The following is a 24,718-nucleotide window of genomic DNA, read 5'->3' on the forward strand; positions in this document are numbered from 1 at the left end:
TGGCTCCGTTCTGTCTGGTTTGTACCTTTACTATAGCACCGAAAACCATTTTAGACTAATAGTACAAAATGGTTGCTTTATTTATACAACGGGTATAAAATCATTTCATCGACACTTACCAACACATAACTATTTAGAAAATAAAGGAGCCATCCATATGAAACCAGAATTCCAAAAGAAACCGCCTTACGTTATGCTGGCGGTCCTCTTTGCGGGTGCGTTTATCGCATTTTTAAACAACTCATTACTCAACGTTGCGCTCCCATCGATCATGGTCGACCTCGAGATTGCAGACTACTCGACCGTTCAATGGCTCGCGACAGGCTTTATGCTCGTGACAGGTGTACTCGTCCCGGCATCCGCCTATTTGATCACTCGTTTTTCTAACCGAAGCTTGTTCATCACCTCGATGAGTATCTTCGCCATCGGTACGGCGATCGCGGCCTTCTCGCCGAACTTCGGCTGGTTGTTGACTGGTCGGATGATTCAGGCCGTCGGCGCCTCGACAATGGGACCACTCCTCATGAACGTCATGCTCGTCAGCTTCCCACGTGAAAAACGGGGGATGGCGATGGGGATTTTCGGACTTGTCATGATTTCAGCTCCTGCGATTGGACCGACACTCTCAGGTTATATCGTCGAGTACTATGATTGGCGCGTCTTATTCGAAATGATTTTACCGCTCGCCATCATCGGTCTCGCGCTCGCTGTTTGGAAAGCAGAAAACGTCATGGTCCAAAACAAAGACCAGTCACTCGATTACTTGTCACTCGTCTTATCGACGCTCGGATTTGGTGGTATTTTGTACGGTGTCAGTTCAGCAAGCTCGGACGGCTGGGATAACCCAATCGTCTTGGCGACGATGATCGTTGGTGCCATCTCGTTGATCGCATTCATTTATCGTCAGCTCCATATGGAAAAACCATTGCTCGACTTGCGTGCTTACAAACATCCGATGTTCGCACTCGCGTCAGTCATTGCGATGGTAAACGCGGTCGCGATGTTCTCTGGTATGATTTTGACACCGGCTTACGTCCAAAGCGTACGTGGTATCTCCCCACTCGATTCAGGGCTCATGCTTCTTCCTGGTGCGATCATCATGGGAATCATGTCGCCGATCACGGGTAAACTGTTTGACCGATTCGGGCCAAAATTATTGGCACTTACCGGATTGACAATCACCGCGGTATCGACGTACATGCTCGCAAACGTCCAACTTGACTCGACGTATACGTACATCGTCTTGACGTACACGTTGCGTATGTTTGGGATGTCAATGGTCATGATGCCCATCATGACTAATGGACTGAACCAATTGCCGACTCGCCTCAATCCACACGGAACGGCCATCAACAACACGGCCCAACAAGTATCCGGTGCAATCGGTACGGCAGTACTCGTGACCATCATGAACTCGGTAACACGTACGGAAGCTGAATCATTGATGACAGGAGTCGATCCTGCGACACTCACTGAGAGCTCGATGGGTGCCATCACTCAGCAAGCCCTCTTATCTGGGATTCAATATTCATTTTACGTTGCACTTGGGATGAACCTCTTGGCACTCGTTTTAGCATTTTTCGTGAAACGCGTGGATGTACGGAAGTTCGATGACAATGCAGCAACTGTTGAAGAGTTGAAACAAGCGAATTAATAGGAAAAGCCGTTCTGAATGAATTGATTCAGAGCGGCTTTTTTAATTTCTCATTCCCTTCATAAATAAATCTGAAATTAAAATTTAATCCTAATATGGTATTATTTCTCAATGGATAGGATTCGTTTAGGAGGGTACATATGATGAAAAAAGTGTTTAGCTTGATGATCGCATTTCTGCTGATCACATCTTCTCTTCTCTCGACCGCATCAATCGTTGAGGCGGCCTCGAAGAAGCAGAATCGTGCTATTATGGGAGTATCGGCTTTGACTCCGCAACAAATGGCGGATTACGTAAAAAAGAAGAATCCTCGTGATGTCCGACTCGCGAAAACGTCTGTCGAAGATTTGGCGAAACTCTTCGTCATCATCGGTGCTAAGGAAGGTGTTCGTGGGGATGTCGCATTCGCACAAGCATTGAAAGAGACCGGTTATTTCCGTTACGGTGGCGATGTCCTTCCGAAGCAGCATAACTACTCTGGAATCGGGACGACTGGAAATGGTGTAAAAGGTCACTTTTTCCGTTCCCCACAACAAGGGGTGACTGCTCAAATTCAGCATCTAAAAGCATACGCTTCAAACGATGCACTGAACACGAAACAAGTCGACCCACGCTTCCATCTCGTCAAGCGAGGCTCTGCGAAAACGTGGCCATCTCTTCACCAAAAATGGGCCATGCAGCCGAAAGGAAATTACGGGACCGAGATTCTTTCGATTTATCAAGAAATGTCGAAAACACCAAAACGTGTCGCTAAAGCAAAACGATGAGGAAATGTAGGGGTGAAAGAACGTGACGTGCAAACAAGTTAGACTCGCGAGCGGAATCGCATTATTCGTGACCGGCGTGATGTTGTTACTCAAACGCTAATGAGCATTTCGGACAATCGTCCGAGTGCTTTTTTTATGGATGAACAAAAAGCCATGGCGCTCTATAAGTACCACATCCTTCGCTAACTTTTATATAACTCAATGCCCCCGATACTTCACGAGCGCCTGCATATTCAAGAGGTACAAGACACCTGCATAGAGAATCAAACCGAGTAAATACATCCAGATGCCTGAGAAGCCACTACCGTAAATCATGACTTCCTTGATCGCTGTCGCTCCGTAGAAGATTGGCATGACGTAACTCAAGTTCCCGAGACCATATGGAATCAAGTCGAGCGGGATGAGTCCCGAGAAGAACACTTGCGGGATGATAGTGAACGGAATCATCTGTACGACTTGTAGTTCCGATCGGGCAAACACCGAGATGGTCGCCCCAAAGAGCACCGCCGTACCCGCCATGAGTAGCATCGTCAACATGACCCACGCCATATTCCCGAGCGAAGACAGACCGAGTACATAAATCGAATAGAGCACGATGAAAATCGACTGGACGACCGCAAACGTCCCGTACCCGAGTGTATATCCTAAAATGACTTGCCCTCGCTTGATCGGAGTCATCAACAGTCGTTCGAGCGTACCGCCACTCCGTTCTTTGACGAGTGCCATCGCCGATAGGATGAACACGAAGAAGAACGAGAAGAGGGATAGGAAGACAAACCCGAACGAATCGAACGTCGACTGTCCTTCTTCCCCGTAGACGAATGACGTATCGATCTCGGCTGCAGGATTGAGCGTCGTCAACGCATCTTGAATCTCACCAACCGCCTTCGACGACTTCGTCGAAGGTTCGCGTAACGTGATGGTCGTTCCTTCTTGATTCATTTCAAACACGGCATCGACATGTTCATTGTCTTCGATATATACTTTTGGATCATCGAACGATGCCTGTTCCACTTCGAGCGTCTCGTCTTCAAACGCATTGACGAGCTGTTCGGGTGCATTGTCGTCCAGGACGACAGTCGGCACATAATCCGAGTCCCCGAGTAAGAAGTAGACGAGTGTCAAAATGAGAAGTGGCGCAATCAAAATCAAGGCGACGCTTCGTTTATCATTCAACGTCTGAAAGATGACACGCTTTGCTAAGTTACGCATGGTCACCCACCTCCTCTTTCCCAGCAATCAAGAACAGTTCTTCGACGCGACCGTTCTCGGTCTGGTCGAGCAAATCTTGCACATGGTCATAGGCGATCAACCGTCCATTATAGACGAGCGCGGCTCGATCACATTCGAGCACTTCATCCATGACGTGCGTCGAGACGATGATGGTCGTCCCTTCCCTCCGAATCACTTGAAACTGACCCCAAATTTGACGGCGTAAGATCGGATCGATTCCGACTGTCGGTTCATCAAGAAACAACACGTCCGGCTTATGCAAAATGGCGATAGCCAAGGACAGGCGTTTCTTCATCCCGCCTGAAAAATTGCGGACGAGCTTATTCCGGTCGTTCGTTAAATCGACAAGGTTGAGCACTTCGGTGATGCGTTCTTGGAGCGCCTTTTTCCCTAACTTATAAATCGACCCGAAGAAGGCGAGGTTCGCCTCGGCCGACAAGTCTTCGTACAAGCCATCGTTCTGCGGCATAAATCCGATTTGTTGGAGCATGTCCATGTTTGGCATCTTCGTTTCGCCGATGTGGACACTTCCTTTGTCCGGTGCGAGGGCGCCAATCATGAGTCGGATGAGCGTTGTCTTCCCCGATCCAGACGGTCCGAGTAAGCAGCAAATCTCTCCGGATGGGATGGTGAAGTCGATGTTGTCGATGGCGAGTTGGTCACCGAATGACTTGTCGACGCGTTGCAGTTGAATGTTCATTTCTGTCACTCCTTTTCGGCGCCTCATCGTGTATACTCAAGATAATCGACACCGTGTTGGTTTATAAGTTCAGTATAGACCCCGTTCACGGTAGCAACAATCGTCAATATCGGGCATCGTGTCGGTTTTCCGACAGATGGTCTGAATGTGTTGAGGAAAAGGAGAAATAATATGGAACAAACCGATTTACGCGTCATCCGGACGAAGAAATTGATCAAAGATGCCTTCTTCAGCCTTATAGAAGAACGGGGATTTGAAGCCGTCACCGTCAAACAGTTGACCGAACGGGCAGGTATCAATCGGGGCACCTTTTATAGCCACTATGTGGATAAGTTCGAGTTGATGGAGAAATGTGTCGATGAAATTTTTGAGGAAGCCGAACAGAAATTGATTCATCAGTTGCCGCACATCTTCGGAGACGAACGGACCGACAACTCGTACCATTACCTCATTCCGTTCATTCGCTTCATCGAAGACAACCAAATCATCATGAAGCCACTCCTCGGACCGAACGGAGACCCGACGTTCCAGGCAAAACTTCGAAAGTTTATGCAAGCTGCCTTGTTTCAGCGCTCGCCTGTAACCTTGTTTAATCCGGATAAGATGATGGTCCCACCTCCATATCTCGTCGCCTATCTGTCTTCAGCGCACATGGGCGTCATCTACGAGTGGTTGAACAATCCGTCTTCGGAAGAGACAGCGGAAGACATCGCCCGGATTATCTATACGATCACTTATGAAGGACCACTTGTTGCCGGCGGTGTGAAGTCAAACGAATAAAGCCTCCCGCATATATTGCGAGAGGCTATTTTTACGAAACTCGAACGTGCACGTGTAAGTTCCCATTTTCTTCAGTTGTCGTCTGGTAAGCATTTTGCACCGCCTCTAAATCATGCCATGCGATGCGGTATGACTTTTCTCGCATCCCTTCAAACTCGAAGGCGAGATGTTGTAAATCCGACATACCTAGGATGCGGTCAAACGGTCCACCCTCGCCAGTCCATTCCAATTGATTCGCCGAATCCTTCAATACGAGGTCGAGTCCATGCATCACTTTTTCTTTGATCAATTGTCCATCCGCCGCAACACGCATCCCGTCTTGAATATCATGCATTCGACACGATTCAATCTCATCAAACGGGATCGTGATTTCATCCCCGTTCGCAAAGTGAAGTGTGATTGTTTTTACGATCATCTTAGATTCCTACTTTCGTTCAGTCTCTGTTCCCTTACTATACATAACTTTTGTCGGTTCAGGGATGACATCTTTGTGGATGTGGCAAATCCGTAAAAGCATGTTCGTTTCATTTGGAAACGGGAATAGAAGAGGTAGCACTCATTCTGTTTTTTGAAAATAACACTTCGGAAAGGCGGCGAATATATGCCATCAGTGGAAAAGTCGGTCATCGTCATCGGCGGAGGGCTCGGCGGCTTGTCAGCGGCCATCTCACTCGCTCAAAAAGGTTACGACGTCTCACTCTACGAAAAGAACGATCACATCGGCGGGAAAGTGAATCGTCTCGAACAAGACGGATTCGGCTTCGACCTCGGACCCTCGATTTTAACGATGCCTCACATCTTCGACAAACTGTTCCGTGGAAGCGGGAAACGGATGGAAGACTATGTATCCATCAAACGACTTGAGCTCGAATGGCGCTCGTTCTTCCCGGACGATACCGTCCTCGACCTTTACCATGACCTCGAACAGATGCAGCGGGCAAACCCTTCCCTCTCTCGAAAAGACATGCAAGAATATCGTGAACTGTTGAATTACGCAGCGCGCATCTATAAGACGACCGAGAAGGGATACTTGGCCGAAGGGTTTGAATCCCCATTAGAAGCCGTCATGAAAACGGGCATCTTCCCGACCCTATTCGGATTCGATTTGACGTCGACGATGTATAGCGCCATCAAGAAGCGCATCAGCAATCCACATCTTCGTGATATGCTGTCGTATTACGTCAAATATGTCGGGTCGTCTCCGTATAACGCACCGGCCGTCCTCAATATGATGATTTACATGCAATATGCCCAAGGCTGTTGGTATGTCGAAGGCGGCACCCATAAGCTCGCGGAAGGCTTGACGAAGCTCGCCGAAGAGATCGGTGTGAAGCTACATACCGGAGAAGGCGTGGTTCGTGCACATACGGTGAATGAGAAAGTGACCGCCATCGAGCTCGAAGACGGACGTCTCCGTTCCGCTGATTATTTCGTCTCGAACATGGAAGTCATCCCGTTCTATCAGAAGATGGTCGACGCCGACAAACAGTACGTCGACAAACTCGTCGATAAATATGAACCGGCGAGCTCCGGATTCGTCCTCCATCTCGGGGTGAAGAAAGCCTATCCTCAACTCGCGCACCATAACTTCTTCTTCTCCGAAAATTTGCATGAACAGATGGATAAAATTTTTGAGAAACATGAACTTCCGGACGATCCGACGATTTACCTCGTCAACGTCAACAAGACCGACCCGACCCAAGCGCCACCAGGACATGAGAACATCAAAATCTTGCCACACATTCCGTATATTCAGAATGTGCCGTTCACGGAAGAAGAGTACGCCGCTTTTGAAGAACGTGTACTCGACAAATTGGAACGAATGGGTCTCGATGGTTTGCGTGAACATACGGTGACGCGTGACGTATGGACGCCTCATGATATCGAGCGGACGTACGGATCGGACCGAGGTGCCATTTATGGAACGGTCGCCGACAAGAATCGGAACGGTGGCTTCAAGCATAAGAAGCAGAGCGAACTCTATCATAACCTCTACTTTGTCGGGGGAACCGTCAATCCGGGCGGTGGCATGCCGATGGTGACGTTGAGCGGTCAGCAAGTGAGCGACAAGATTGCGAAACGTGACAAAGTGAAGTGATTCTTTTATCCCTCATGTTCAATGAGGGATTATTTTTTTGAAACTTTTTCCAATAACCTTCCGTATATTGTGCAACGATACAAACAATCAAATAGACAAGCGGAGGAACAGGATGCATCAAATCACAAGTTATTTCTTTATGTATGCCAAAGTTGTCGTCACGGATAAAGTTCCATTCATTTGGACATTCGTAATCCCACTCGTTATCGCCTTGACGCAGTCATCTTCAGATATTCGTCAAGCAACGACAGCGGAATACTACCCAGGACTCTCTTATTTCTGGGTGTATATTATTCTTGCTACATATGTGAACGGTGTCGGCATCGAACTCGCTCGTATGCGTGAATACGGACTGATGAAAACGTACGTGATGATCTCAGGCAACAAACTGACATATGTCATCGCCGTCATCTTGGCGCAACTCTTATTCGCCTCCATCAGCTTAACTTTATTCACAACGGTCGTCACGCTCGTACACGGGTTCTTTTCGTTCAAGTTGATTGCAACGTCTCTACTCGTATTGATTGGCAGTATCCCGTTCGCGGTTGCCAGTGTCGCCATCACGACACTTCCAGTGAAAGTATCGAGTCTCGGGACGTTCGCGAACATACTGATGTTCCCACTCTTTTTACTGGCAATCAAGTCACCTGATCAATGGTTCAGCTTCCTCAACCCGTTCTATGCACTCCATGAATTCGCGCTCGGGTTGCTGCACCTGACGACTCAAGTCGATCTCTCGTTCGGAGTATGGGCGACATTCCTTTCCGTACTTGGTTACTTCATCATCGGAGCGATTGCGTTGAAACGCTTCAGTCTCGTCTCACACATCACACGCTAGGAGGTTCTTATGCACGTACACCAGCTCACTTATCGCTATTCGAAAGCGACACGTCCTGTTCTCGATGACGTCTCGTTCACGCTACAACCAAACAAATTGAACGTCTTGATTGGACAGAACGGTGCCGGAAAGACGACCCTGTTTGATTGTATGACGGGTACCCTTCCCGTCGACAAAGCGTCACTCGACCTCGTTCCGACGATGGATATGCTCTATTTGACGCAACTCATGTACAACCATCATGAATTGACGGGCAAAGACTTCGCCTACTTCATCGGACGTCTGTCGCAGCGTCCAGACTTCAAGAAACTCGAGTCTTATGTGAACAACCTTTCGACGTCTCGCGAACAAGAACTGTTCGAACATTTATGGACGATGAAGCTCGGGAAGATGTCGGTCGGGGAGAAGAAATGGCTCTTCGTGACGCTCTTATCTTCGATCAAACGTTCTCTCTATTTATTTGATGAGCCGACGAGTGGGGTCGACCCGGCGTCCCGCATTCAAATCATGCGCCGCCTACAACGCCTCGTTGACGAGGGCAAGACGTGTCTCATCTCCACACATCAGTTACATGACTTGGCTCAACTTGATGCCCACGTCATTTTCCTGCATGGTGGACGCGTTTTATATGAAGGAGACTTCCAAGACTGGCTCGACGAGTCTGGAACGACCGACCCGGACGAAGCGTTCGTTCGGATGGTCGACACACCACTTGATGATGTGGCGGTGACACGATGAATGACTCGTTTTGGGAACGACACCGGTTCACATTCTATACAATCGGCATGGTCGTCTGTGGCTTTCTCATTTCCATGTTCTCATAATAAAACTCAGCCTCTGACGCTCTGTCAGGGGCTGAGTTTCTGTTTACGATGTGCTTGTCGTAACTCTCGATTGGTCACGTGCTCTGGGTCCGCTTCACGTAGTTTACGGTCCATCGACACGTACAAGATGAGGAGCGGGATGATGCCAATCAATGCGACACCGAGTAGCTCTTGCATCGAATCCAATACGAACCACGTGAGGAAGGTGAATACACCAAGTGACCCAAACATGGCGACGATGATTTGAAATTCTCGACGGACGAGACGTTTGTATCCCTCGTCTTCGTTAAATGTACGTAACAACTTCATCCGTCGCCACGCTTGATAGAGCAACGGCAGTTGGGTCACGAGGAACGAGAAGGCAACCGTCGTCACTGTGACACCTTTTATGACCGAAACAATGAGAAAGAGAAACAGACCGATGATGCCAAATAGTGTGCTGATCCCTCGGGCGTCGAGATCCTGTTCGACCATTTTGGGGAGACGTTCTTGTTTATTCATCGCGCTTCACTTTTTCGTTTTTTCCGTTGCAGCTGGACATGACCGAGTTCGACACCCGTCACGTGTAACGGGTCGATTTCTTTTAGCTTGCGGTCGAAGCGAACGCTTAAAATCAACAAGCTTAGGATTCCGATAAAAGCTGCGATGATGAACGTAAGTAATGTAATCCATTCAAGCTCTATACAAGCAATCAGGATGAGAAGCAGGAGCGGCTGAGCAAATTTAGATGCAAACTCGGACCGCACGAGTTGTTGGTAACGTGTGTTCTCATTAAATGAAAGAAGTAACTTTTTGCGATGCCAAGCGTGATACAGGAGCGGAACTTGTCCAACGATAATCATTGGTAACAATAAGAGGATGTCTGTCTTCCAAAAATATAAAAAGAAGAGCAACATGACGCCAATTAAAGGAATCACCATTTGTCTCTTTCGTTTCTCATCATCCTTCAACATCTGTTCTAGTCTGACTTCATGGTCTACCATCGAATCCCCCTCATATTTTTTCGTTAATAATATATACGAATCCTAGGTTTCAATCCGGCTCAATCCCATTCTCTAAGATGTATGTCGTCTCTTCATAGCACTGCTTACTGTATGCATCATCACGTTTCAATAACGAACTGAAAAATGCCTCAATCAACTCTTTCTGGCGCAAACGACGTGAAATGATGGTACTTTGAATCGTAGAAATTGCGGTCTCGCGCAATGTATCGTCATCCATCCATGTGAGAAGCTCCACGACCAACTCTTTAACATCGAGAACGTCTAGTGAATTTAACCAAATGTTCGCACCAAATGTTTTTTCACTCGTCACCTCACTGTAAAGTAGATTCTGTGCATAATCTAACAGCGTCTCCCCTTCATTTATTCCCACGAATGAATCGGTCTCGATAACGTTTAGCGCTTCATTGAATTGATCAAACGAATCGAATAGCACATCGATTTTTTCAGCCGTCGTATCTAGCAAAGCAATCTTAGGAGTCACCCCATCGCGATAATCGAACATGAGGAAATAGTGACCATCGCCCGTGAAGGCAATCAGACGTTCATCCTCAACGCCCCACTCTTTCAAAAGGTTTTTTGATTCAACTAGTCCTTCCTGTAGACTCATGCCCATAATGGAATCAATCACAATCGAATCGTCTAGCCCGTTTAGGATCACGGATAATTCACGTTGCTCGATGAATCCTCCATTTTGAGTTCGAAGCAATTGAATATAACTTTCCGGTAATTTCACGCCAAGTTGTGATTCAACTTCTCTCACAATTTCTTCTGTCAGATCCGGCAATGTATTCGTATGGTCAATTTCATCTCTCCAGACAATCACTCAACGCTACACCCCTTTTTGTTTTCGATTCACTAGTCCCAACAAACTCTCGACCACATGCTCGTCATCAATCTTTAAAATCTTCCAGTCGACCCATGACTCGAGAATGAGGCAACCCGCAATCAGCATCGCACAGCCAAGGCTTAACGTATCAAGCGATATGTACTTCAGTGCATAGAGCGCCATCGTCGATATGACACCAATCAAGAGGATAAACTGAATCATACCTTTTAAATAGATGAAGCGCTGGTACGTGGATGAGTCATTGAACCGTAAAAACAACTGGATTTTATGCCATGTTGCCACCAGAAGCGGCATGAGCATCGCCGCACAAAAGATGAACAGGGATAGGCTCATTCTGGAATCATTGAACAATAGCCAAAGCGCTGTCACTACACCGATGATGATCACTAGTAGCGGACCTTTTTTAGTCCATGCTTTGTCGTACAAGTATTCCATTCGTTCTTCACGTAACACCTTACACACCTCCAAAAGTAAAAATCATCCAATTTATCGATATCTATATCTTAACAATCTATAAGCAAACTTTCGAGGTTTTCCCATTAAAAAGGAAAAAGCATCTGACGATTGTCAGATGCTGATTAATTTGAATGCCGGCGAAAGAGTCGGAATAAAAAGATTCCAATCATCGTCAACAACCCTAAGTTTAGAATTGTCCATCCCATGTCCATCACTTGTTGCATATCATTACCCCCTTCTATCCTGTTCTTCTAAATTATACATATCTTTTCAAAAAAAGATTCGGTCAAATTGTTCTTTTTATCCTTTTTTTCCTAATGAGTCAAAAGTTTTGGTTACATCTGGTCAATCAACGGAATAGAAGTCAACGGTGATGGACCCGATCTGTCATACTCAACTGAATCGACAGCAGCATGGACAAACTTGTTCAAAACGTGGAACTTCTTTTTAACATTTAACTCGCTCGATTCATCGACGCGCGAGTTGGTTTTACCTTTCCACTCAATTGAAATACGAGCACCCCACCAACGATTAACATAATCCCGACGACCGTTTTCCATGTGAACGGGACGGCCGTCAATCCGAACCACCCTAACGTATCCCAGAGGAGCGCGAATAAGATTTGAGACACCATAACGATTGAGATCGCGTAACTCGGCCCGAGGCGCTCAACCCCTTGCGTCACACTCATGACGACCCCGACGCCGAGGATTCCGCTGAACCAGTACCATGTCTCCATCTCCTCTACTTGGAACAAGCCACCACCTTCTTGAAACAACCCAATGAGTAGCGATGCTAAAAATCCAAGACAGAGAACGAGTGTCGTCGTCGCCCATGCCCCGACACGCTTCTTGACGTTGGCGTTAAACGTGTTTTGCACACAGACGAGCATCCCGCCGATGACAGCAAGCATCATGCCAATCGCCATATGTCTCCCCTCCTATTCATAAATGCTCTCCCCGACAATCTCTAACAAGCCTTCCCGATCGACGAGCGTGATTACCCGCCGATTTCGTTCAATCAATCCTGCCTCAACGAAACGCCGGAGCGTCCGATTCACATGACGATAACTCGTCCCAATCAAATCAGCGATATCCGTCAATTGGTCGACAGTCGAGCCGAGTGTTTGGTCATTCGGCGTCATCGATAACAGATAACTCGCCAAGCGCACTTCGACAGGGTAAAACAAGTTGAAGCTGAGTGATTGAGATTTTCGTTCAAATTTTCTTGTGATCTCTTCTAATAAATAGTGTAACCACGCAACATCATGGTAGGAATGTCGAACCAAATCCTCGAAGCGAATGACAAGCATCTCGACTTCTGTGACCGCCTCGACCGTATTCAAAAACGGGGTCCGTTGAATATATTCGATGTCCCCGATCAAATCGAGCGGATATTTGAAGGAGAGGACGAGGCGCTTGCCGGTAGCAGAAGTATGGGAGACACGAATCTTCCCCTTCACTAAGAAGCGGAGATGCCCTGCTTCATCACCTTGCGTACAGATGACGTCTCCTGGCTCGTATCGAACGAGCTGCAATTCGTTCTGCGCTTCTTCTGGTAAGACAGTCAATTCAAATTGCTTCACATACGCGTCAACCATGCACGTTTCCCCCTACCATTTTAATAAGATGACCCCCGCAATCATCATGAACACACCAATCAACTGAGCCCCGTTCAACTTCCGTCGCAACATTCCGAACCATCCTCGCCAATCGATGACGAGCGCGAGCGCCAGTTGCGCAATGAGAAACAACGAGATTGTCATCGTGACCCCGAGTTTATGGACGGCCGTCATATTACTAAATAAGATAATCGCCGCAAATGCTCCGCCAGATAAATAGAGCGGCTTCACGTGCCGCATCTCGACATACGTGCGGTCCCGAAGCACCAGCATGACGAGAAGTGCGACGACGAATCCAGTGAATTGTGTCAACGTCGCCGCTTGCCACGTCCCAATCTGTGAACTGATTCGAGCATTCGCAACACTTTGTAACGTTAGAAAGAAGCCTCCGCTGATTGCAAATAATACTCCTCGCATCGTTCTCCCCCCTTAAGATAAACGAATCAATACAATCCCAATGACCATGACAACCAGACTCACGAGTTGCACACCAGTGACCGGATTCTTCTTCGCTCCGAACCAACCGAAACGGTCAATCAGTAAGCTACCGCATAACAGTCCGACGATGACGATGATGACAGCGATTCCTGTCCCGACAATCGGTACGATGAGGACGTTTCCTCCGATGAAGAGCGCCCCAATGATTCCACCGAGCCAAATCCACCACGGTTGACCTTTCAGTTGACCGAGCGGAACGGGTTGGCGTGAGACGAGTAAAATGAGTAAGAGCGCCAACGTTCCGACAACGAAAGAGACCAATGCCCCTTTCAGAGCCGATTCGAGCACTGTTCCCAAATAGCCGTTAATGGCCGTTTGCGTGGCACTCATCATCCCTGTGAAAATCCCAAACAGTCGCCAAAGGTTCAGATTCCCCGTGTCCGTTTCCATGGAGACGACCAGTTTGCCTCTTCGGCGGTTGAGCCAGTCGGATAAAGCGACCGTTCCGATGACTCCGAACAAGACGAGCACGACTCCGAACAAACGAAGCACCGTAATTGGGTGTTCGACAGAATTGAACCAACCGAAATGGTCAATCAACAACCCCATCAAAATCTGTCCAAAAATCGGCATGATGACCGTCTGGACACTCCCGAGTCTTGGGAACAGCAAAATATTTCCCGTTAAGAACAAGACCCCTAACAGTCCGCCAATCCACATCCAACCCGGACCTTCCTGAATCACCGAGCCGTCAAATCCGAATGACTGTCCGGTCAATAAGAGCAATAAGGACAAAAAGATCGTCCCGACAGTAAACGATAAAAAAGATGCAACGAACGGGGAGCCGACCACCTGACGCAAACGTGAGTTGACACTCGTCTGCATCGGCAATAAAATCCCAATCGTCAATCCAATCAAAATAGCTAACATGAATGTCTTCCTCGATTCTACTGGTTCTGTGTACATTGTCAGCTTACGCCTCTATACAAAAGAAGAAAAGGACCGATGTCCTCAAACAAAAAACGAACCCTTCTCAGGTGTTCGTTTCGGACTCACGGAAGCGTTGATCGCGCGCTTCACGCAATTCTTTCCCTCGTACATGATGCGCATCGAGCGAGTGTAAGTGTCGATTGATGACATACGGTGCCAGAATCGACATCACACCGATTCCGAACAGCCCGGCAATGGCAATGATGGGAGACAACGAGTCAGCATAATAGGCAGCCAATAAGCAGATAGTCAACACGAAGCAGAGCCACTGGATGCCAAAGTCTGTATACACCAGACGTTGGTACCGCGCATCCTCGTTAAAGGTCAGGAGCAGTTTTGTCTTCCGCCACTCGAAACAGAGATACGGGAAAAAACTGATGAAGACGAGGAGTGGAGCGTAGAGTTTGGACTGTGTGGCAATCACGAGCGTCATCACGACCGTCGCGATGACGACGCCCCACCCCCAACGCCAATGACTGTCATCCTGCTCCAGCAATTGTTCAATTCGCTTTTCTTTCGTCAGCATATGTACTCCTTTCATACGAGCGGTAATGCTTTGTCACCTCATCTCGTGTCGGTTGCTCCGGGTCGACTTGTCGCAATTGTTGCACGGTCTGATAGTGCGTCCATGCTAACATGACGATGCTTAGACCGAAGATAATCCATGCGGCGGGTGCAATTTGCAGACGACTTAAGAGAACCGCTGCTGTGACCGCTCCAATCCAGTAAGAATAGAGGCGATACAAACGTTTTGTCAGCAAGATGCCTCGACCTGCCGTGAAAATCTGTAAGACACGTCCTTCTTTGATCGCCAGTCCTATGAGTAGGACAGCCGTGAGGACCGAACCGATTCCCCATATCCACCACGTGTCAAAACCGAGCACAAAGCTGTTACAAAAAATAAGGGCTCCCGTGAGCCAAAGGTGGAGGGTTTCTCGTGACTGCCGATATCCTCCGATTACTTGAATCCGTTCTTTCTTTGTCATGACTGCTTACGACCTTTCCTTGAAATATCATCTAACGTATGTTTTAAACGTTCCCGGTTTGCCCGGGTCCACTCGCCTGATGTGACGTGGTGCTCATCAAGCGCGGACTGTTTTCGATCAATCCAAAGTGGAATCAATATGAGACACGGTCCGCCGATCAGTAGCGTCCAACTCATCCACGGTAAGATATCGATTCCGTTGAAATGCAACCCAATCAAAATCATGAACCAGATCAAATTCATCAACATGACAGTAAAATCAATCCGCAACAATCGATGATAGCGTGTCGATTCGTTGAAGGATTGCTGCAGTTTCATCTTGTTCCATTCAAGCCATGTCGTATAGAGAAGTGCGACACCGGGTAAAAGAATGCTATACGGACTCCATGTCGAAAGAAAATAGATGGATACTCCTAGCATGACTACGCTCACGATGATGTTGAGACGAGTATATCGTTTCTCAAACTGTTCAATTCTTTCAAATCGCTCTGCTTTGTCCACGGTATCACCTCAGTCTTTCACGAAGTCGAGTTTGATTTCACGGCGCAGCGGCTGTTCTTCGTCATACTGCGGCATCTGCCGGTCGAGCTTTTTCTGTGCGACTTGCAATAAGATGACCCCGCCTAAGAAGACAATGAAAAGCGACCATGCCGGCCAATTGATTAGGACGATGAATGGGAAGAGAATCGCCAACAAGACGAGGAGTCCCATTTCCGATACATATTGCCAATCGATGATGCGCTTGGCTTGTTCCACATTCGTCAACTTTCTGACGAAGCGACGCTCTCGTCCGATGGCGAACAACATGCCTGCTAATGTGACCCCTAATGGAATGATATACTTTGACGCACCGTCAGACTGAAGTGCAAGAAAGACGAACATCCCGGTAAGAGCTGCCAGTCCCATTCTCCAAAAGAGCCAACGCTGTTGATAACGATAAATCGTATTGATCCGTTCTTGTTTGTTCATTTCATTCATCCTTTCAGAATCTTCGAATCTCACGACGTGTCGGTTGTTCCGGGTCGAGCCAGCGGATCTGTTGATCGAGCTTCTCTTGAGCCCATAAAATATAAAGCAATGCCCCTCCGATAAGAACCGCAGGAATCCAAGACCATTCCATGATTCGAATGGCTAGCGGATTGACGAGTGCGAGCAATGTGATGAAGAGGAAGTCCAGATGATACTGCAGTGTCACGACACGTTTTACCTGTTCTTGCTCCGACAATTGACTGATCGCCTCTGCTTCATTCGAAAAGAAGTAACGCGTCGCAAGTAACACCCCGCCGATGATGGCGAACCCAATCCAGATGTTCCCGTCCGTTCGCATGAGGAAGTAAACTGCAAGAGCAGCTGGAAGTGCTAAGAGTAGGCGTTGCAAGAACCGCTTTCGATTTGATTGTTGAATGGTATGTAGTCGTTCTTGTTTGTTCATCTCGTTCACCTCTTATTCCACTATACGGGATGAGCATGAGAAAAGTTCCGTTATTTTACAAATTAAAAAGGAAGGATCAACCCTCCTTCCTTTACTTTCGATTCACTTCAAAACTTCTGGAGCATCACCTTGACAGACCGTAATGCCCCTTCGATATGTCCCCCGAACTGCGCATCCGTCTCTGAACCAATCAGATGGAGACGGTCACCGAGTTCGATTGGACCGTAAGCCGGGAATGCTGTGAGCGGCATGAGGTCGTCAGATGTCGCCGTCTCAGATTCTGTCGACCAGTCCATGTAATGAAAAGCCAGAAAATCATTCGCTTTCGGACCATATAACTTCTCTAGTTGTTCGATAACGCGCGTCTTCACTTGTCCTTCTCCCAACACTTCTCGTTCTCCCGGTGACAGACGGAAGAATCCGAATAGCGCGCCTTGTCCGTTCATCGGTGAGGCGTCATGAATCTCTTGGAGTGGACCGACCCAGCTCATCCCAAAGCCAGACAGACCCTCTTCTCGCCAGAACGGTGTCTTGTATACGATGAGCGCTTTCGCTTGGGACGCCATCCACGTCGGAGTCGTTTTGAGCGCATTCCGTGTCGATTCTGATAATTCAGGTTCGATTGTCAACTTGGCGACAATGCGTGGAGGAAGTGCGAGGATCACGTCGTCCGCGTGATACACCGCCCCATTTCGGAACGTCAATTGAACTCGGTCTGTCTGTCGGTCGATGGATACGAGACGATGTCCGAGATGTACGATGTCCTCGGATAACTTTGCGTATAATACTTCCACTAAACTCGTCATCCCGCCGACTACACGTTTCGTTCGGACGATGCTTTCTTCCGGTAACACATGTCGTTCCGGTGCGGTCGTCGTTTGACGTTCGAGCACCATGTGTCCTGTCGTATGTTGAACGAATGACTCGAGTCCAAGTGTATCCACGAGTTCAGAGATGGTCTTCTCCGTATCCGGCCAATACCATGTCGGACCGAGGTCAAATCCTTCCTTCGTCAAGATGCGTCCGCCAACTCGGTCACGTGCCTCGAAGACCGTGACGTCATATCCCTTTTGATGAAGTTGGATCGCAGCATAAAGCCCGCTGACACCAGCTCCAATGATGGCGATTGATTTCATTGTAAATTCTCCTTTGTCGTCCGTCTCTCCTCGATTATACTGAGTTAGATGGTTTTACATATGCAAGAAAGGACGACATCAATTGAAAAATATGTTCAATTATCTATTCTTCCCTTATATCGTATTGATGCGCATTTTGTACCGTTTTATTCAAACTAAGGGTCGGATGACTGTGGCGATGTGTCTCGTTTCATATCCCATATGGTCTCTATTTTTATTCGACCTCATTCAATGGTCGACCGCAATCGAATTCGTCATCATTATGTACGTATCAAGCGCTTTATATGTCCCTTATTTCTTCTTTGACACAGACGTGAAGCGAAGACGACCGAACGGATATATCCCAATCGAGGAGCGACATCGTTAAATCCAATCTATTTCATTCAAATAGTCTAGAAGCTGTTGATTTGTGATTTCATCTTGTCTCAACAGTGCTTCTCCTTGCTCTACTCGCGGATCTTCCGAGAAATAGAGTTTTAGAATCGCCAAGCACGTTTCTACAGTCGTCTCAAAACTCTCGTCCTTCACGTTGATCGTTAAATACCAACCTCGGATGACGCGCTTCACGATGGAGCGTTTCTCCAGATGAGACATCTGTCCACGAAGCAATTTCGACTTGGCTGCTTCAATTGAAGAAATCAAGTCCTGGTTCAACGCCTCACTCACACGAACATCCGGCTTCATGCGCGGGAATTGAATCGAGACATCTTCCCCGTCCACACAGGTACAAAGATGTCTTAGCCAAAAGCCCCATTCAAAACGATTCGCCGGATCCAGTGCCACATCTAGACGCCCAATATCATAATCGATTTTAATGACTTCCGGATGTTGCGTTAGCAATCGCTCCGTCTGCTCCACCAATTCTGTCGCATCGACATCCTCATGCACGAGCACCGTCAAATCTAGATCCGATTGCCCAGCAACGGCCGTCCCGCGACCGATGCTTCCATAAAGGTATATACTGTGTAGCTGTTCATCAAATGCTTCTTTCACCAATTCGATTTCTTTAAAAAGGACAGTTTCAAACTCAGGCTGTATATGACGGATGGACGTCTGGTTGATGACATAACCCGCATCGTCCGTACCAAGTCGGGTCGGCCGTTTCATAGATACGTACCGACTCGTTGAAATGTAGTAAACGTCATGATGTATCGAACTCCTTTTTTTAGTTTATGCATGTCGGATTTGAAATGCCACGGTTCCCCCTTTCAAACCGGTTATATTTGGAAGTATAATGAAGACGTAGAAAGGGAGGTATGTCTATATGAACGTCATCATGGTCTCATTATTCGGACTCATCTTCACGATTTTGCCAATCGTTGTACTAATCATCGGTATTTTGTGGATTCGCAATGTCGTGGCACGTTCTGAGAAACGAGCAGACGAGCAACTCTTTATGGAACGTGAACGTTCGAAGCAGATACAAGTATTAATCGAACGTCTCGACCACATCGAACAACAATTAGATTCGAACACAAAACGTAGCTGACTCAGGTTAGCTGCGTTTCGTCTGATATCGAGCGAGATTTGCGTACGTCACGTGTTCAGGGTCGATTTGCTTCATCCGCTGATCAACGTGTCTAGACATCAGGGCCGTGACGAACATGACCAGGAGTGGAACAGTCGATAAGCTAAATGATTCGGTTAGGATGATCGAAGTTGCAATTCCGATCAATATGCAGACGACAACCAGCGCAAGAATGAACTCCGACCAAACTATACGTTGATATTCCATCGCTTCATTGAAACGAAGCAACATTCGGGTACGTCTCCACATATGAACCATCAAAAGAGGTGGAATGAGCAAAAGGATTCCCAAGAGAACTTGAATGAGAGAGAACTCTCCAAACCACCACATCATCCATCCCCCTAACAAAAGAATGAGCGATAACATGACATTAATACGGTTCGTAAGTAGGCGAGCCTTAGTTATTTCTCGTAAACGCTCATCGTGCGACATCGTGTCCCCCTCCTTTTCATTTGATTAAAAATCAATTTGTACTGAAAAAATTTCATCTATTCTCTTTTACTAGCTCGCAATCACTCTCACTGTTAAAAGTCACTCCATCGCTTTCATAAAACGGGTCTGAATGATACTGGTGAAGATAGATTTATCAAAGATGAGGGACGACCGTATTCCATCGATTCGTCGATGAACGTCTCTAATGTGCGCACGTTTTCCGTTACCACTTTGACGAGGTAACTGTACTGCCCGGCTAAGCGATGACATTCGATCACGGACGGCTGTTGACGACAAAATTCACGGAACGCCTCACAACGATGGGTGTCATAAAGAATAAAGGCGGTCACGTGTTTGTCCATCTTTTCAGGATTGATGACAGCCCGATAGCCTGTGATGACTCCACGTTCTTCGAGTCGCTTCACCCGTCCTGTCGCAGCAGGCGTAGACAATCCAATTTGTCGTCCTAATTCGGTCATCGAGATCCGGGCTTGTTGTTGCATCAATTCAAGAATATGGCGGTCTATTTCATCCATTTGGCATTCACCTTTCAAAATAAAGTGAAACGGTACATAATCCGTTCTTTCTTAAGTCATTCGCTGAAACTTCCGTCAAACCTCTACGTATCTGTATTCCTCCGTTGCATACACTTGAAGTAACCAATTCAAGGGGGAGTCAACATGCAAACGACAGTCGTTCCATTACTCATCATCGATGTCCAACAAGCCTTTCATGATCCAAGCTGGGGAAACCGCAACAATCCAAAATGCGAAGAGAATATCGCACGGTTGATTGAAGCGTGGGAACATCATGATCAACCAATCATCTATGTCCAACATGTCACGAACGTTCCGACCTCACTCTTCTATTTCAAAAAAGATGGTCATTTGTTCCAAGACTTCATTCAACCTCGTGAACAAGATGTCATCTTAACGAAACAGGTGAATAGCGCCTTCATCGGAACAGACTTACAGGAACGACTCGAATCACTTGGTGCGACACAGATTGTCATCACCGGATTAATCACGAACCATTGTGTCGAGACGACCGCACGGATGGCAGGAAACTTGGGATTCAATCCGATTGTTGTCTCCGATGCGACGGCAACGTTCGACCGACAATCGATCAGCGGGACATGGATCCCTGCAGAGGTCATCCATGATGTGTCGCTCGCTAGTCTAAATGAAGAATTTGCATCGATTCAGACGACAATTGAGGTCATGAAAGATGTGTTACAAAAAGAAGTACAGTCCTGATGGATTGTACTTCTTTTTATTCATAACCTGGCTTTAAAGTATACAGATGTCACTCATATTTTTCGTATTGCTATTATTCATCAGCAGTTTCTATATATCCACTAATCAAAAATGGAATCTTTAAGTTCGCAAGCTTCATCAAGAAATCTGGTTCAAATTCTAACTTCATATCTAAGTGAGAGACCACACCCAAATCAATCCAGATATCATCGGCTCCACAAGAGCGAAGGGTATCAATATGTTCTGCCAGAGTGTCAATCATCCAAAAAAGTCCGATATACGGATTTTCCATTTTCTGAAATTCAAGTGGTGGTTCAAACGACGCATGACCTACCTTAGCGATTTCTTTACGTTTTCCGATATGCTCAATTTCTCCAACTTCCGTTTGCTTATAAAATTGAATACCTGTTTTCTCTGATGCAGCGCAAGGAGAAAAATGAGGCCCCATTAAATGACAAGGAATCATAAATCGATCGGATGGAATGTTCATATAGAACTCCTCGGTCATTTTTGCGGACTCGGATATTTCACTGCGTTTTTCACAAGCTTGTCTTCAATTGCTTTCGAAACATCGATTCCGGCAGCGTGAGCGAACGTCAACGCGTAAATCAACACATCTGCCAATTCCTCTTCCATCTCCGTCTTCTTCGTCTCAAGCGCTTCTTCACTCGACACCCATTGGAATACCTCAAGGAGCTCACTTGCCTCAAGTGATAACGATAACGCCAAGTCTTTCGGGTTATGATGGAACGCCCAGTCGCGCTCATCTCGGAATTTAATGACCTCATCCATTAATCGTTGTACTTCGTTCATATTTATACCCTCTCTCTTTGTAACTTCAATAATTTTCGTCGTAGCGATTCATCAGATGCATATAGATAGAGGCCTTTGACGCCACGCTTCATCAATATGTTAATCGAGTTCAAGACAATCTGTTCTTTTGCCAAATCAACATTCTCAATACCTTCGATTCCAGCATAGGCTCCCGTATCTTTATATAAATTCGGGTCAATCATTAGACCTTCCTGCTCCTCATCATAGGATACGGATGGGCCTAAAACGACACCAACATAGTTCAAATCAAATCCTTGAATCGTATAGATAGAGCCGGCTTCGGCGATGGTTTCTGCTTTTTCAGCCCACGTCGTTTTTCCACCGGTTGTATTCCATGGCATTTTATAATTTCCGTTCGACTCATATACATAATAGGTGTCTCCGTCCTTTTTGTGTAAAAAGTCAAAGGTCGAAACGACCCGACTCAAGCCGTATCGTCGATCTTGCTCGATGATGGCACGGTGCATCTCTTCTAACGTTTCAAATATTCGTAAATCGTATCGCTTAGATTTCGGTAATGGATTGATTCGTTTTTCTTTAAATGTGTTGACCCAGTTCATCATATCTTCATCTGCTTGCATCCGGAATTGATTGGTTAGTTTGTAGGTCTCAACCGTCCTTGCTTTCTTTTTATAATCATCCAATTTGAATGAATTCCAGTGACTCTTCAGTTTCAACACTTGATGTTGATCAAAAATAGCGATGACAATTTTGGCTTTCTTCAGCAACTCTTCGAGATGATTGTTTTGCCGGAAGTTGTTATAAGGATCTGATTTCGTCAGCAACAAGTGAGCTTCGTCCACAAAGATAATGTCGGCTTTCTCATCTTTCAGTTTATTCAATAACGGCGTCGGTTTTGTGAAGTCCCCTGCTTTAAGATGTTTCACTTGCTTCGCGATTCCTTTATAGGTCTTCAACATCTCTTCATGATTCACAACCAAATAATTTTTAGTCTGATGAAGTGTTGAATTAGTGTCTTTTGTTCGAGCTTGGATTGTATTAAAGATTGAGCTCAAGACAACACTCTTCCCTACACCGGCTTCCCCTTCAATCACATATAAATCTCCATACGTTGCATTCGGATCCACTTTCGACATTTGCGTCTCACAAAAATCAAGAACCTGCTCTTTTAAATCTAATTGCTCGACAGACAATTCTTTAAATGGAGACAGTTTAAAGATATCTTTATTTTCAATGGCATGAAGCTCATTTTGAACAAGCCCCTTACGATGTAATTCATTCCAAAGTTCGGGAAACAATTCGTTGTCGTAGTAAGTTTTATTATAGTAATTGTGTGTAAAGTCGTTCGCAGTTTTACTTTTATTCTGAAGAGTATATTTCTCATCTCCTAAGAAATAATTGATGAGCTTTGTTTCGAGATGAAATGTTGCTGAACGGTTGAACTTATCATGATTGACGAGATGAATTTGACTCAGCTGTTTCCGTTCCGTTTGTTTAAGCTTTAGATGTTGTTTCATTCGCTTTTTGAAATGAACCGTTTCCCCAATGTATGCCTCTTTCTCTCCGTTCAAAATATAAATGACCGGGTAGTTCACGTAAGTTTCTGTACTATCAATCATATGTAAACTACTTTCTTCGAATGTGAATGGAATGACTTTAACCATACAACAGACCTACTCTCTTCTGATTTCAAATTATATCCATTTTATCATACAATCCCTTTTTAAATGATTACGCACTACTTGCCGAGTCCTAAATCAGATAATGGTATAATTCCACTAAAAAGGGAGGGATTCGGTGCTTACTTTTCAAAATGTCTCGGTTCACCAACAAGACACACTCATTCTCGAAAACATTTCATTTACGATCCAACCAGGTGAGTTGGCGGCTATCCACTGTGGCGTCATTTCCCGAGAAATCATCTTCGGTCTCATCAGTCAGGAAATCATGACTTATACCGGGAACATCGACCACGCTTCAACACTGTCCCTCTTCTCCATCCGGGACGGTTTATACGACCGACTCACCATAGAGGAGTATTTGCGCTTCACCAAGCGCCTATATGATTCATCCGAATCAGTCGAATCGGTGATGCAGCAACTCCAACTCACGACTTACCGTAAGCACCGCCTCCACCGGCTCAATCGCTCCCTTGTCAGACGCACGCAGTACGCCGCGCTGCTTCTCCAAGACCGTGACCTGTATGTGTTTGAAGAACCTGACCAAGACGTGGACCAAGAGACACGCCACCTTTTACGCGATACGTTACAGACATTGACGTCGAGACAAAAAGCCGTCCTCGTGTTGACGAGCAACATGGAGAGTGCGCTCTTCATGACATCGACCGTTTATCGGATCGACCATCGTCACTTACGCCTGTTAGATGTGGAACCAGAAGAAACGGATGAGACAGAAATCTCATCTGAGGTTATCCACGTCCGTTTCGAGAAGATTCCAACGAAAGTGAACGAAAAAATCATCTTACTCGATCCTCCTGAAATCGACTTCATCGAAAGTCAGGACGGCCAGTCGATTCTACATAGTCAATCGGATCAGTTCCCGAGCGTCTTCACGATGAACGAGCTCGAGACGCGTTTGACCCCGTATGGTTTCTTCCGCTGCCATCGGTCATATCTCGTAAACTTACAACGTGTGCGCGAAGTCATCACCTATACGAAAAATAGCTTCAGTCTTGTCTTGGATGATTCAGAGAAGACAACGATTCCGTTATCCAAGACAAAAATGGCAGAATTGAAGACGATGATGGGGCTCAAATAGTCTCCATTCACAGTTCTATTCGCTTCATTCAACTCCTGATAAGCGCCATTTATCGCCATTCGAGTGCTGCCTTCCCCCATTCCTTATACGATAGAGACAAGCAAGACGACATCGACAAGGAGGAAC

The 24,718-nt window shown here is 46.5% G+C and carries 32 protein-coding genes and 1 pseudogene; 10 read left to right on the forward strand and 23 right to left on the reverse strand.

Annotation, left to right across the window (positions count from 1 at the left end):
* Positions 1-157 precede the first annotated feature (157 nt).
* Both KNO70_RS14190 and KNO70_RS14195 read left to right on the forward strand, forming a co-directional pair.
* The gene (locus KNO70_RS14190; protein WP_214812757.1) at positions 158-1,654 is read left to right on the forward strand and encodes a DHA2 family efflux MFS transporter permease subunit; all 1,497 of its coding nucleotides are present in this window, start codon (positions 158-160) and stop codon (positions 1,652-1,654) included.
* A gap of 143 nt (positions 1,655-1,797) precedes the next feature.
* Positions 1,798-2,421, forward strand: coding sequence for a glucosaminidase domain-containing protein (locus KNO70_RS14195; protein ID WP_251030136.1), 624 nt, complete (start codon positions 1,798-1,800; stop codon positions 2,419-2,421).
* A 198-nt stretch (positions 2,422-2,619) separates the two neighbouring features.
* On the opposite strand, the gene KNO70_RS14200 is transcribed toward KNO70_RS14195, so the two are convergent.
* Entirely contained in the window at positions 2,620-3,633 is a 1,014-nt protein-coding gene (locus tag KNO70_RS14200) for an ABC transporter permease (protein ID WP_214812759.1), read from the reverse strand.
* The gene (locus tag KNO70_RS14205; RefSeq protein WP_214812760.1) at positions 3,626-4,354 is read right to left on the reverse strand and encodes an ABC transporter ATP-binding protein; all 729 of its coding nucleotides are present in this window, start codon (positions 4,352-4,354) and stop codon (positions 3,626-3,628) included. Before KNO70_RS14205 ends, KNO70_RS14200 begins: the two co-directional genes overlap by 8 nt.
* A 171-nt stretch (positions 4,355-4,525) precedes the next feature.
* Between KNO70_RS14205 and KNO70_RS14210 the strand changes: the two genes are divergently transcribed.
* Entirely contained in the window at positions 4,526-5,134 is a 609-nt protein-coding gene (locus KNO70_RS14210; protein ID WP_214812761.1) for a TetR/AcrR family transcriptional regulator, read from the forward strand.
* A gap of 31 nt (positions 5,135-5,165) precedes the next feature.
* On the opposite strand, the gene KNO70_RS14215 is transcribed toward KNO70_RS14210, so the two are convergent.
* Positions 5,166-5,549 carry a hypothetical protein gene (locus KNO70_RS14215; protein WP_078146213.1) on the reverse strand — a complete coding sequence of 128 codons (384 nt, stop codon included), beginning with the start codon at positions 5,547-5,549 and terminating at the stop codon, positions 5,166-5,168.
* A 186-nt stretch (positions 5,550-5,735) separates the two neighbouring features.
* On the opposite strand from KNO70_RS14215, the gene KNO70_RS14220 reads away from it, so the two are divergent.
* The 3 genes from KNO70_RS14220 (at position 5,736) to KNO70_RS14230 (ending at position 8,808) form a co-directional block, all read left to right on the forward strand.
* A complete protein-coding gene (locus KNO70_RS14220; RefSeq protein ID WP_214758653.1) occupies positions 5,736-7,232 on the forward strand; it encodes a phytoene desaturase family protein in 1,497 nt (498 codons plus the stop codon).
* A gap of 112 nt (positions 7,233-7,344) precedes the next feature.
* Complete coding sequence (locus KNO70_RS14225; RefSeq protein ID WP_214812762.1) at positions 7,345-8,070, forward strand: hypothetical protein; 726 nt, start codon at positions 7,345-7,347, stop codon at positions 8,068-8,070.
* A 9-nt stretch (positions 8,071-8,079) separates the two neighbouring features.
* Positions 8,080-8,808, forward strand: coding sequence for an AAA family ATPase (locus tag KNO70_RS14230; RefSeq protein ID WP_214731898.1), 729 nt, complete (start codon positions 8,080-8,082; stop codon positions 8,806-8,808).
* Positions 8,809-8,918: 110 nt separating this feature from the next.
* Here the strand turns inward: KNO70_RS14230 and KNO70_RS14235 are convergent, their stop codons facing one another.
* From KNO70_RS14235 to KNO70_RS14300, 14 genes and pseudogenes are all read right to left on the reverse strand, one after another.
* The gene (locus tag KNO70_RS14235; RefSeq protein ID WP_214812763.1) at positions 8,919-9,395 is read right to left on the reverse strand and encodes a hypothetical protein; all 477 of its coding nucleotides are present in this window, start codon (positions 9,393-9,395) and stop codon (positions 8,919-8,921) included.
* Positions 9,392-9,877, reverse strand: coding sequence for a hypothetical protein (locus KNO70_RS14240; protein ID WP_214731894.1), 486 nt, complete (start codon positions 9,875-9,877; stop codon positions 9,392-9,394). The genes KNO70_RS14235 and KNO70_RS14240 overlap by 4 nt, the downstream gene beginning before the upstream one ends.
* A gap of 49 nt (positions 9,878-9,926) precedes the next feature.
* On the reverse strand, positions 9,927-10,721 hold the full coding sequence (locus KNO70_RS14245; protein ID WP_214812764.1) for an SMI1/KNR4 family protein: 795 nt from the start codon (positions 10,719-10,721) through the stop codon (positions 9,927-9,929).
* 6 nt (positions 10,722-10,727) lie between these two features.
* Positions 10,728-11,198: a hypothetical protein gene (locus KNO70_RS14250; RefSeq protein WP_214812765.1), complete on the reverse strand. Its 471-nt coding sequence runs from the start codon at positions 11,196-11,198 to the stop codon at positions 10,728-10,730.
* A gap of 457 nt (positions 11,199-11,655) precedes the next feature.
* The gene (locus tag KNO70_RS14255) at positions 11,656-12,129 is read right to left on the reverse strand and encodes a DMT family transporter (RefSeq protein ID WP_214812766.1); all 474 of its coding nucleotides are present in this window, start codon (positions 12,127-12,129) and stop codon (positions 11,656-11,658) included.
* A gap of 12 nt (positions 12,130-12,141) precedes the next feature.
* Complete coding sequence (locus tag KNO70_RS14260) at positions 12,142-12,801, reverse strand: Crp/Fnr family transcriptional regulator (RefSeq protein ID WP_214812767.1); 660 nt, start codon at positions 12,799-12,801, stop codon at positions 12,142-12,144.
* Between the two features lie 12 nt (positions 12,802-12,813).
* A complete protein-coding gene (locus KNO70_RS14265) occupies positions 12,814-13,239 on the reverse strand; it encodes a DMT family transporter (RefSeq protein WP_214685697.1) in 426 nt (141 codons plus the stop codon).
* 12 nt (positions 13,240-13,251) lie between these two features.
* Positions 13,252-14,190, reverse strand: a complete 939-nt coding sequence (locus KNO70_RS14270) for a DMT family transporter (protein ID WP_214814482.1) — start codon at positions 14,188-14,190, stop codon at positions 13,252-13,254.
* A 103-nt stretch (positions 14,191-14,293) separates the two neighbouring features.
* On the reverse strand, positions 14,294-14,776 hold the full coding sequence (locus KNO70_RS14275) for a hypothetical protein (RefSeq protein ID WP_214812769.1): 483 nt from the start codon (positions 14,774-14,776) through the stop codon (positions 14,294-14,296).
* A complete protein-coding gene (locus KNO70_RS14280) occupies positions 14,751-15,236 on the reverse strand; it encodes a hypothetical protein (protein ID WP_214812770.1) in 486 nt (161 codons plus the stop codon). Before KNO70_RS14280 ends, KNO70_RS14275 begins: the two co-directional genes overlap by 26 nt.
* On the reverse strand, positions 15,233-15,736 hold the full coding sequence (locus KNO70_RS14285) for a hypothetical protein (RefSeq protein WP_214812771.1): 504 nt from the start codon (positions 15,734-15,736) through the stop codon (positions 15,233-15,235). Before KNO70_RS14285 ends, KNO70_RS14280 begins: the two co-directional genes overlap by 4 nt.
* Before the next feature lie 9 nt (positions 15,737-15,745).
* On the reverse strand, positions 15,746-16,204 hold the full coding sequence (locus KNO70_RS14290; protein WP_214812772.1) for a hypothetical protein: 459 nt from the start codon (positions 16,202-16,204) through the stop codon (positions 15,746-15,748).
* A 13-nt stretch (positions 16,205-16,217) separates the two neighbouring features.
* The gene (locus KNO70_RS14295) at positions 16,218-16,667 is read right to left on the reverse strand and encodes a hypothetical protein (RefSeq protein WP_214812773.1); all 450 of its coding nucleotides are present in this window, start codon (positions 16,665-16,667) and stop codon (positions 16,218-16,220) included.
* Positions 16,668-16,774: 107 nt separating this feature from the next.
* A pseudogene (locus KNO70_RS14300) lies at positions 16,775-17,809 on the reverse strand (flavin monoamine oxidase family protein); the annotation flags it as partial.
* A gap of 76 nt (positions 17,810-17,885) precedes the next feature.
* Between KNO70_RS14300 and KNO70_RS14305 the strand changes: the two are divergent.
* On the forward strand, positions 17,886-18,170 hold the full coding sequence (locus tag KNO70_RS14305; protein ID WP_214812775.1) for a hypothetical protein: 285 nt from the start codon (positions 17,886-17,888) through the stop codon (positions 18,168-18,170).
* Here KNO70_RS14305 and KNO70_RS14310 read toward each other — a convergent pair.
* The gene (locus tag KNO70_RS14310) at positions 18,167-18,910 is read right to left on the reverse strand and encodes a nucleotidyltransferase domain-containing protein (protein WP_214812776.1); all 744 of its coding nucleotides are present in this window, start codon (positions 18,908-18,910) and stop codon (positions 18,167-18,169) included. The two genes, KNO70_RS14305 and KNO70_RS14310, sit on opposite strands and share 4 nt — an antisense overlap.
* A gap of 157 nt (positions 18,911-19,067) precedes the next feature.
* Here KNO70_RS14310 and KNO70_RS14315 point away from each other — a divergent pair, with 157 nt between their 5' ends.
* Positions 19,068-19,292 carry a hypothetical protein gene (locus KNO70_RS14315; protein ID WP_074034783.1) on the forward strand — a complete coding sequence of 75 codons (225 nt, stop codon included), beginning with the start codon at positions 19,068-19,070 and terminating at the stop codon, positions 19,290-19,292.
* A gap of 6 nt (positions 19,293-19,298) precedes the next feature.
* Here KNO70_RS14315 and KNO70_RS14320 read toward each other — a convergent pair whose 3' ends face one another.
* Positions 19,299-19,661: a hypothetical protein gene (locus KNO70_RS14320; protein WP_214812777.1), complete on the reverse strand. Its 363-nt coding sequence runs from the start codon at positions 19,659-19,661 to the stop codon at positions 19,299-19,301.
* 215 nt (positions 19,662-19,876) lie between these two features.
* A complete protein-coding gene (locus KNO70_RS14325) occupies positions 19,877-20,299 on the reverse strand; it encodes an Lrp/AsnC family transcriptional regulator (RefSeq protein ID WP_214812778.1) in 423 nt (140 codons plus the stop codon).
* Between the two features lie 144 nt (positions 20,300-20,443).
* Here KNO70_RS14325 and KNO70_RS14330 point away from each other — a divergent pair, with 144 nt between their 5' ends.
* On the forward strand, positions 20,444-21,019 hold the full coding sequence (locus tag KNO70_RS14330; RefSeq protein WP_074034786.1) for a cysteine hydrolase family protein: 576 nt from the start codon (positions 20,444-20,446) through the stop codon (positions 21,017-21,019).
* Between the two features lie 73 nt (positions 21,020-21,092).
* Here KNO70_RS14330 and KNO70_RS14335 read toward each other — a convergent pair whose 3' ends face one another.
* Genes KNO70_RS14335 through KNO70_RS14345 form a run of 3 tightly spaced genes read right to left on the reverse strand, consistent with a single transcriptional unit; the run spans position 21,093 to position 23,478 of the window.
* A complete protein-coding gene (locus tag KNO70_RS14335; RefSeq protein WP_214812779.1) occupies positions 21,093-21,509 on the reverse strand; it encodes a hypothetical protein in 417 nt (138 codons plus the stop codon).
* 14 nt (positions 21,510-21,523) lie between these two features.
* The gene (locus tag KNO70_RS14340; protein WP_074034788.1) at positions 21,524-21,832 is read right to left on the reverse strand and encodes a nucleotide pyrophosphohydrolase; all 309 of its coding nucleotides are present in this window, start codon (positions 21,830-21,832) and stop codon (positions 21,524-21,526) included.
* 2 nt (positions 21,833-21,834) lie between these two features.
* Complete coding sequence (locus tag KNO70_RS14345) at positions 21,835-23,478, reverse strand: DUF2075 domain-containing protein (RefSeq protein ID WP_251030137.1); 1,644 nt, start codon at positions 23,476-23,478, stop codon at positions 21,835-21,837.
* 133 nt (positions 23,479-23,611) lie between these two features.
* Between KNO70_RS14345 and KNO70_RS16330 the strand changes: the two genes are divergently transcribed.
* The gene (locus KNO70_RS16330) at positions 23,612-24,592 is read left to right on the forward strand and encodes a LytTR family transcriptional regulator DNA-binding domain-containing protein (RefSeq protein WP_214812780.1); all 981 of its coding nucleotides are present in this window, start codon (positions 23,612-23,614) and stop codon (positions 24,590-24,592) included.
* Positions 24,593-24,718 lie beyond the last annotated feature (126 nt).

This window comes from Exiguobacterium sp. s181 (assembly GCF_018617125.1).
Classification (GTDB): Bacteria; Bacillota; Bacilli; order Exiguobacteriales; family Exiguobacteriaceae; genus Exiguobacterium; species Exiguobacterium profundum.

Excerpts from the sequence above, each read along its gene's own strand:
- KNO70_RS14190 (WP_214812757.1), top strand. The coding sequence starts at position 158 with ATGAAACCAGAATTCCAAAAGAAACCGCCTTACGTTATGCTGGCGGTC.
- KNO70_RS14195 (WP_251030136.1), top strand. The coding sequence starts at position 1,798 with ATGAAAAAAGTGTTTAGCTTGATGATCGCATTTCTGCTGATCACATCT.
- KNO70_RS14200 (WP_214812759.1), bottom strand. The coding sequence starts at position 3,633 with ATGCGTAACTTAGCAAAGCGTGTCATCTTTCAGACGTTGAATGATAAA.
- KNO70_RS14205 (WP_214812760.1), bottom strand. The coding sequence starts at position 4,354 with ATGAACATTCAACTGCAACGCGTCGACAAGTCATTCGGTGACCAACTC.
- KNO70_RS14210 (WP_214812761.1), top strand. The coding sequence starts at position 4,526 with ATGGAACAAACCGATTTACGCGTCATCCGGACGAAGAAATTGATCAAA.
- KNO70_RS14215 (WP_078146213.1), bottom strand. The coding sequence starts at position 5,549 with ATGATCGTAAAAACAATCACACTTCACTTTGCGAACGGGGATGAAATC.
- KNO70_RS14220 (WP_214758653.1), top strand. The coding sequence starts at position 5,736 with ATGCCATCAGTGGAAAAGTCGGTCATCGTCATCGGCGGAGGGCTCGGC.
- KNO70_RS14225 (WP_214812762.1), top strand. The coding sequence starts at position 7,345 with ATGCATCAAATCACAAGTTATTTCTTTATGTATGCCAAAGTTGTCGTC.
- KNO70_RS14230 (WP_214731898.1), top strand. The coding sequence starts at position 8,080 with ATGCACGTACACCAGCTCACTTATCGCTATTCGAAAGCGACACGTCCT.
- KNO70_RS14235 (WP_214812763.1), bottom strand. The coding sequence starts at position 9,395 with ATGAATAAACAAGAACGTCTCCCCAAAATGGTCGAACAGGATCTCGAC.
- KNO70_RS14240 (WP_214731894.1), bottom strand. The coding sequence starts at position 9,877 with ATGGTAGACCATGAAGTCAGACTAGAACAGATGTTGAAGGATGATGAG.
- KNO70_RS14255 (WP_214812766.1), bottom strand. The coding sequence starts at position 12,129 with ATGGCGATTGGCATGATGCTTGCTGTCATCGGCGGGATGCTCGTCTGT.
- KNO70_RS14260 (WP_214812767.1), bottom strand. The coding sequence starts at position 12,801 with ATGGTTGACGCGTATGTGAAGCAATTTGAATTGACTGTCTTACCAGAA.
- KNO70_RS14265 (WP_214685697.1), bottom strand. The coding sequence starts at position 13,239 with ATGCGAGGAGTATTATTTGCAATCAGCGGAGGCTTCTTTCTAACGTTA.
- KNO70_RS14270 (WP_214814482.1), bottom strand. The coding sequence starts at position 14,190 with ATGTTAGCTATTTTGATTGGATTGACGATTGGGATTTTATTGCCGATG.
- KNO70_RS14275 (WP_214812769.1), bottom strand. The coding sequence starts at position 14,776 with ATGCTGACGAAAGAAAAGCGAATTGAACAATTGCTGGAGCAGGATGAC.
- KNO70_RS14280 (WP_214812770.1), bottom strand. The coding sequence starts at position 15,236 with ATGACAAAGAAAGAACGGATTCAAGTAATCGGAGGATATCGGCAGTCA.
- KNO70_RS14290 (WP_214812772.1), bottom strand. The coding sequence starts at position 16,204 with ATGAACAAACAAGAACGGATCAATACGATTTATCGTTATCAACAGCGT.
- KNO70_RS14295 (WP_214812773.1), bottom strand. The coding sequence starts at position 16,667 with ATGAACAAACAAGAACGACTACATACCATTCAACAATCAAATCGAAAG.
- KNO70_RS14310 (WP_214812776.1), bottom strand. The coding sequence starts at position 18,910 with ATGAAACGGCCGACCCGACTTGGTACGGACGATGCGGGTTATGTCATC.
- KNO70_RS14315 (WP_074034783.1), top strand. The coding sequence starts at position 19,068 with ATGAACGTCATCATGGTCTCATTATTCGGACTCATCTTCACGATTTTG.
- KNO70_RS14320 (WP_214812777.1), bottom strand. The coding sequence starts at position 19,661 with ATGTGGTGGTTTGGAGAGTTCTCTCTCATTCAAGTTCTCTTGGGAATC.
- KNO70_RS14325 (WP_214812778.1), bottom strand. The coding sequence starts at position 20,299 with ATGGATGAAATAGACCGCCATATTCTTGAATTGATGCAACAACAAGCC.
- KNO70_RS14330 (WP_074034786.1), top strand. The coding sequence starts at position 20,444 with ATGCAAACGACAGTCGTTCCATTACTCATCATCGATGTCCAACAAGCC.
- KNO70_RS14335 (WP_214812779.1), bottom strand. The coding sequence starts at position 21,509 with ATGAACATTCCATCCGATCGATTTATGATTCCTTGTCATTTAATGGGG.
- KNO70_RS14340 (WP_074034788.1), bottom strand. The coding sequence starts at position 21,832 with ATGAACGAAGTACAACGATTAATGGATGAGGTCATTAAATTCCGAGAT.
- KNO70_RS14345 (WP_251030137.1), bottom strand. The coding sequence starts at position 23,478 with ATGGTTAAAGTCATTCCATTCACATTCGAAGAAAGTAGTTTACATATG.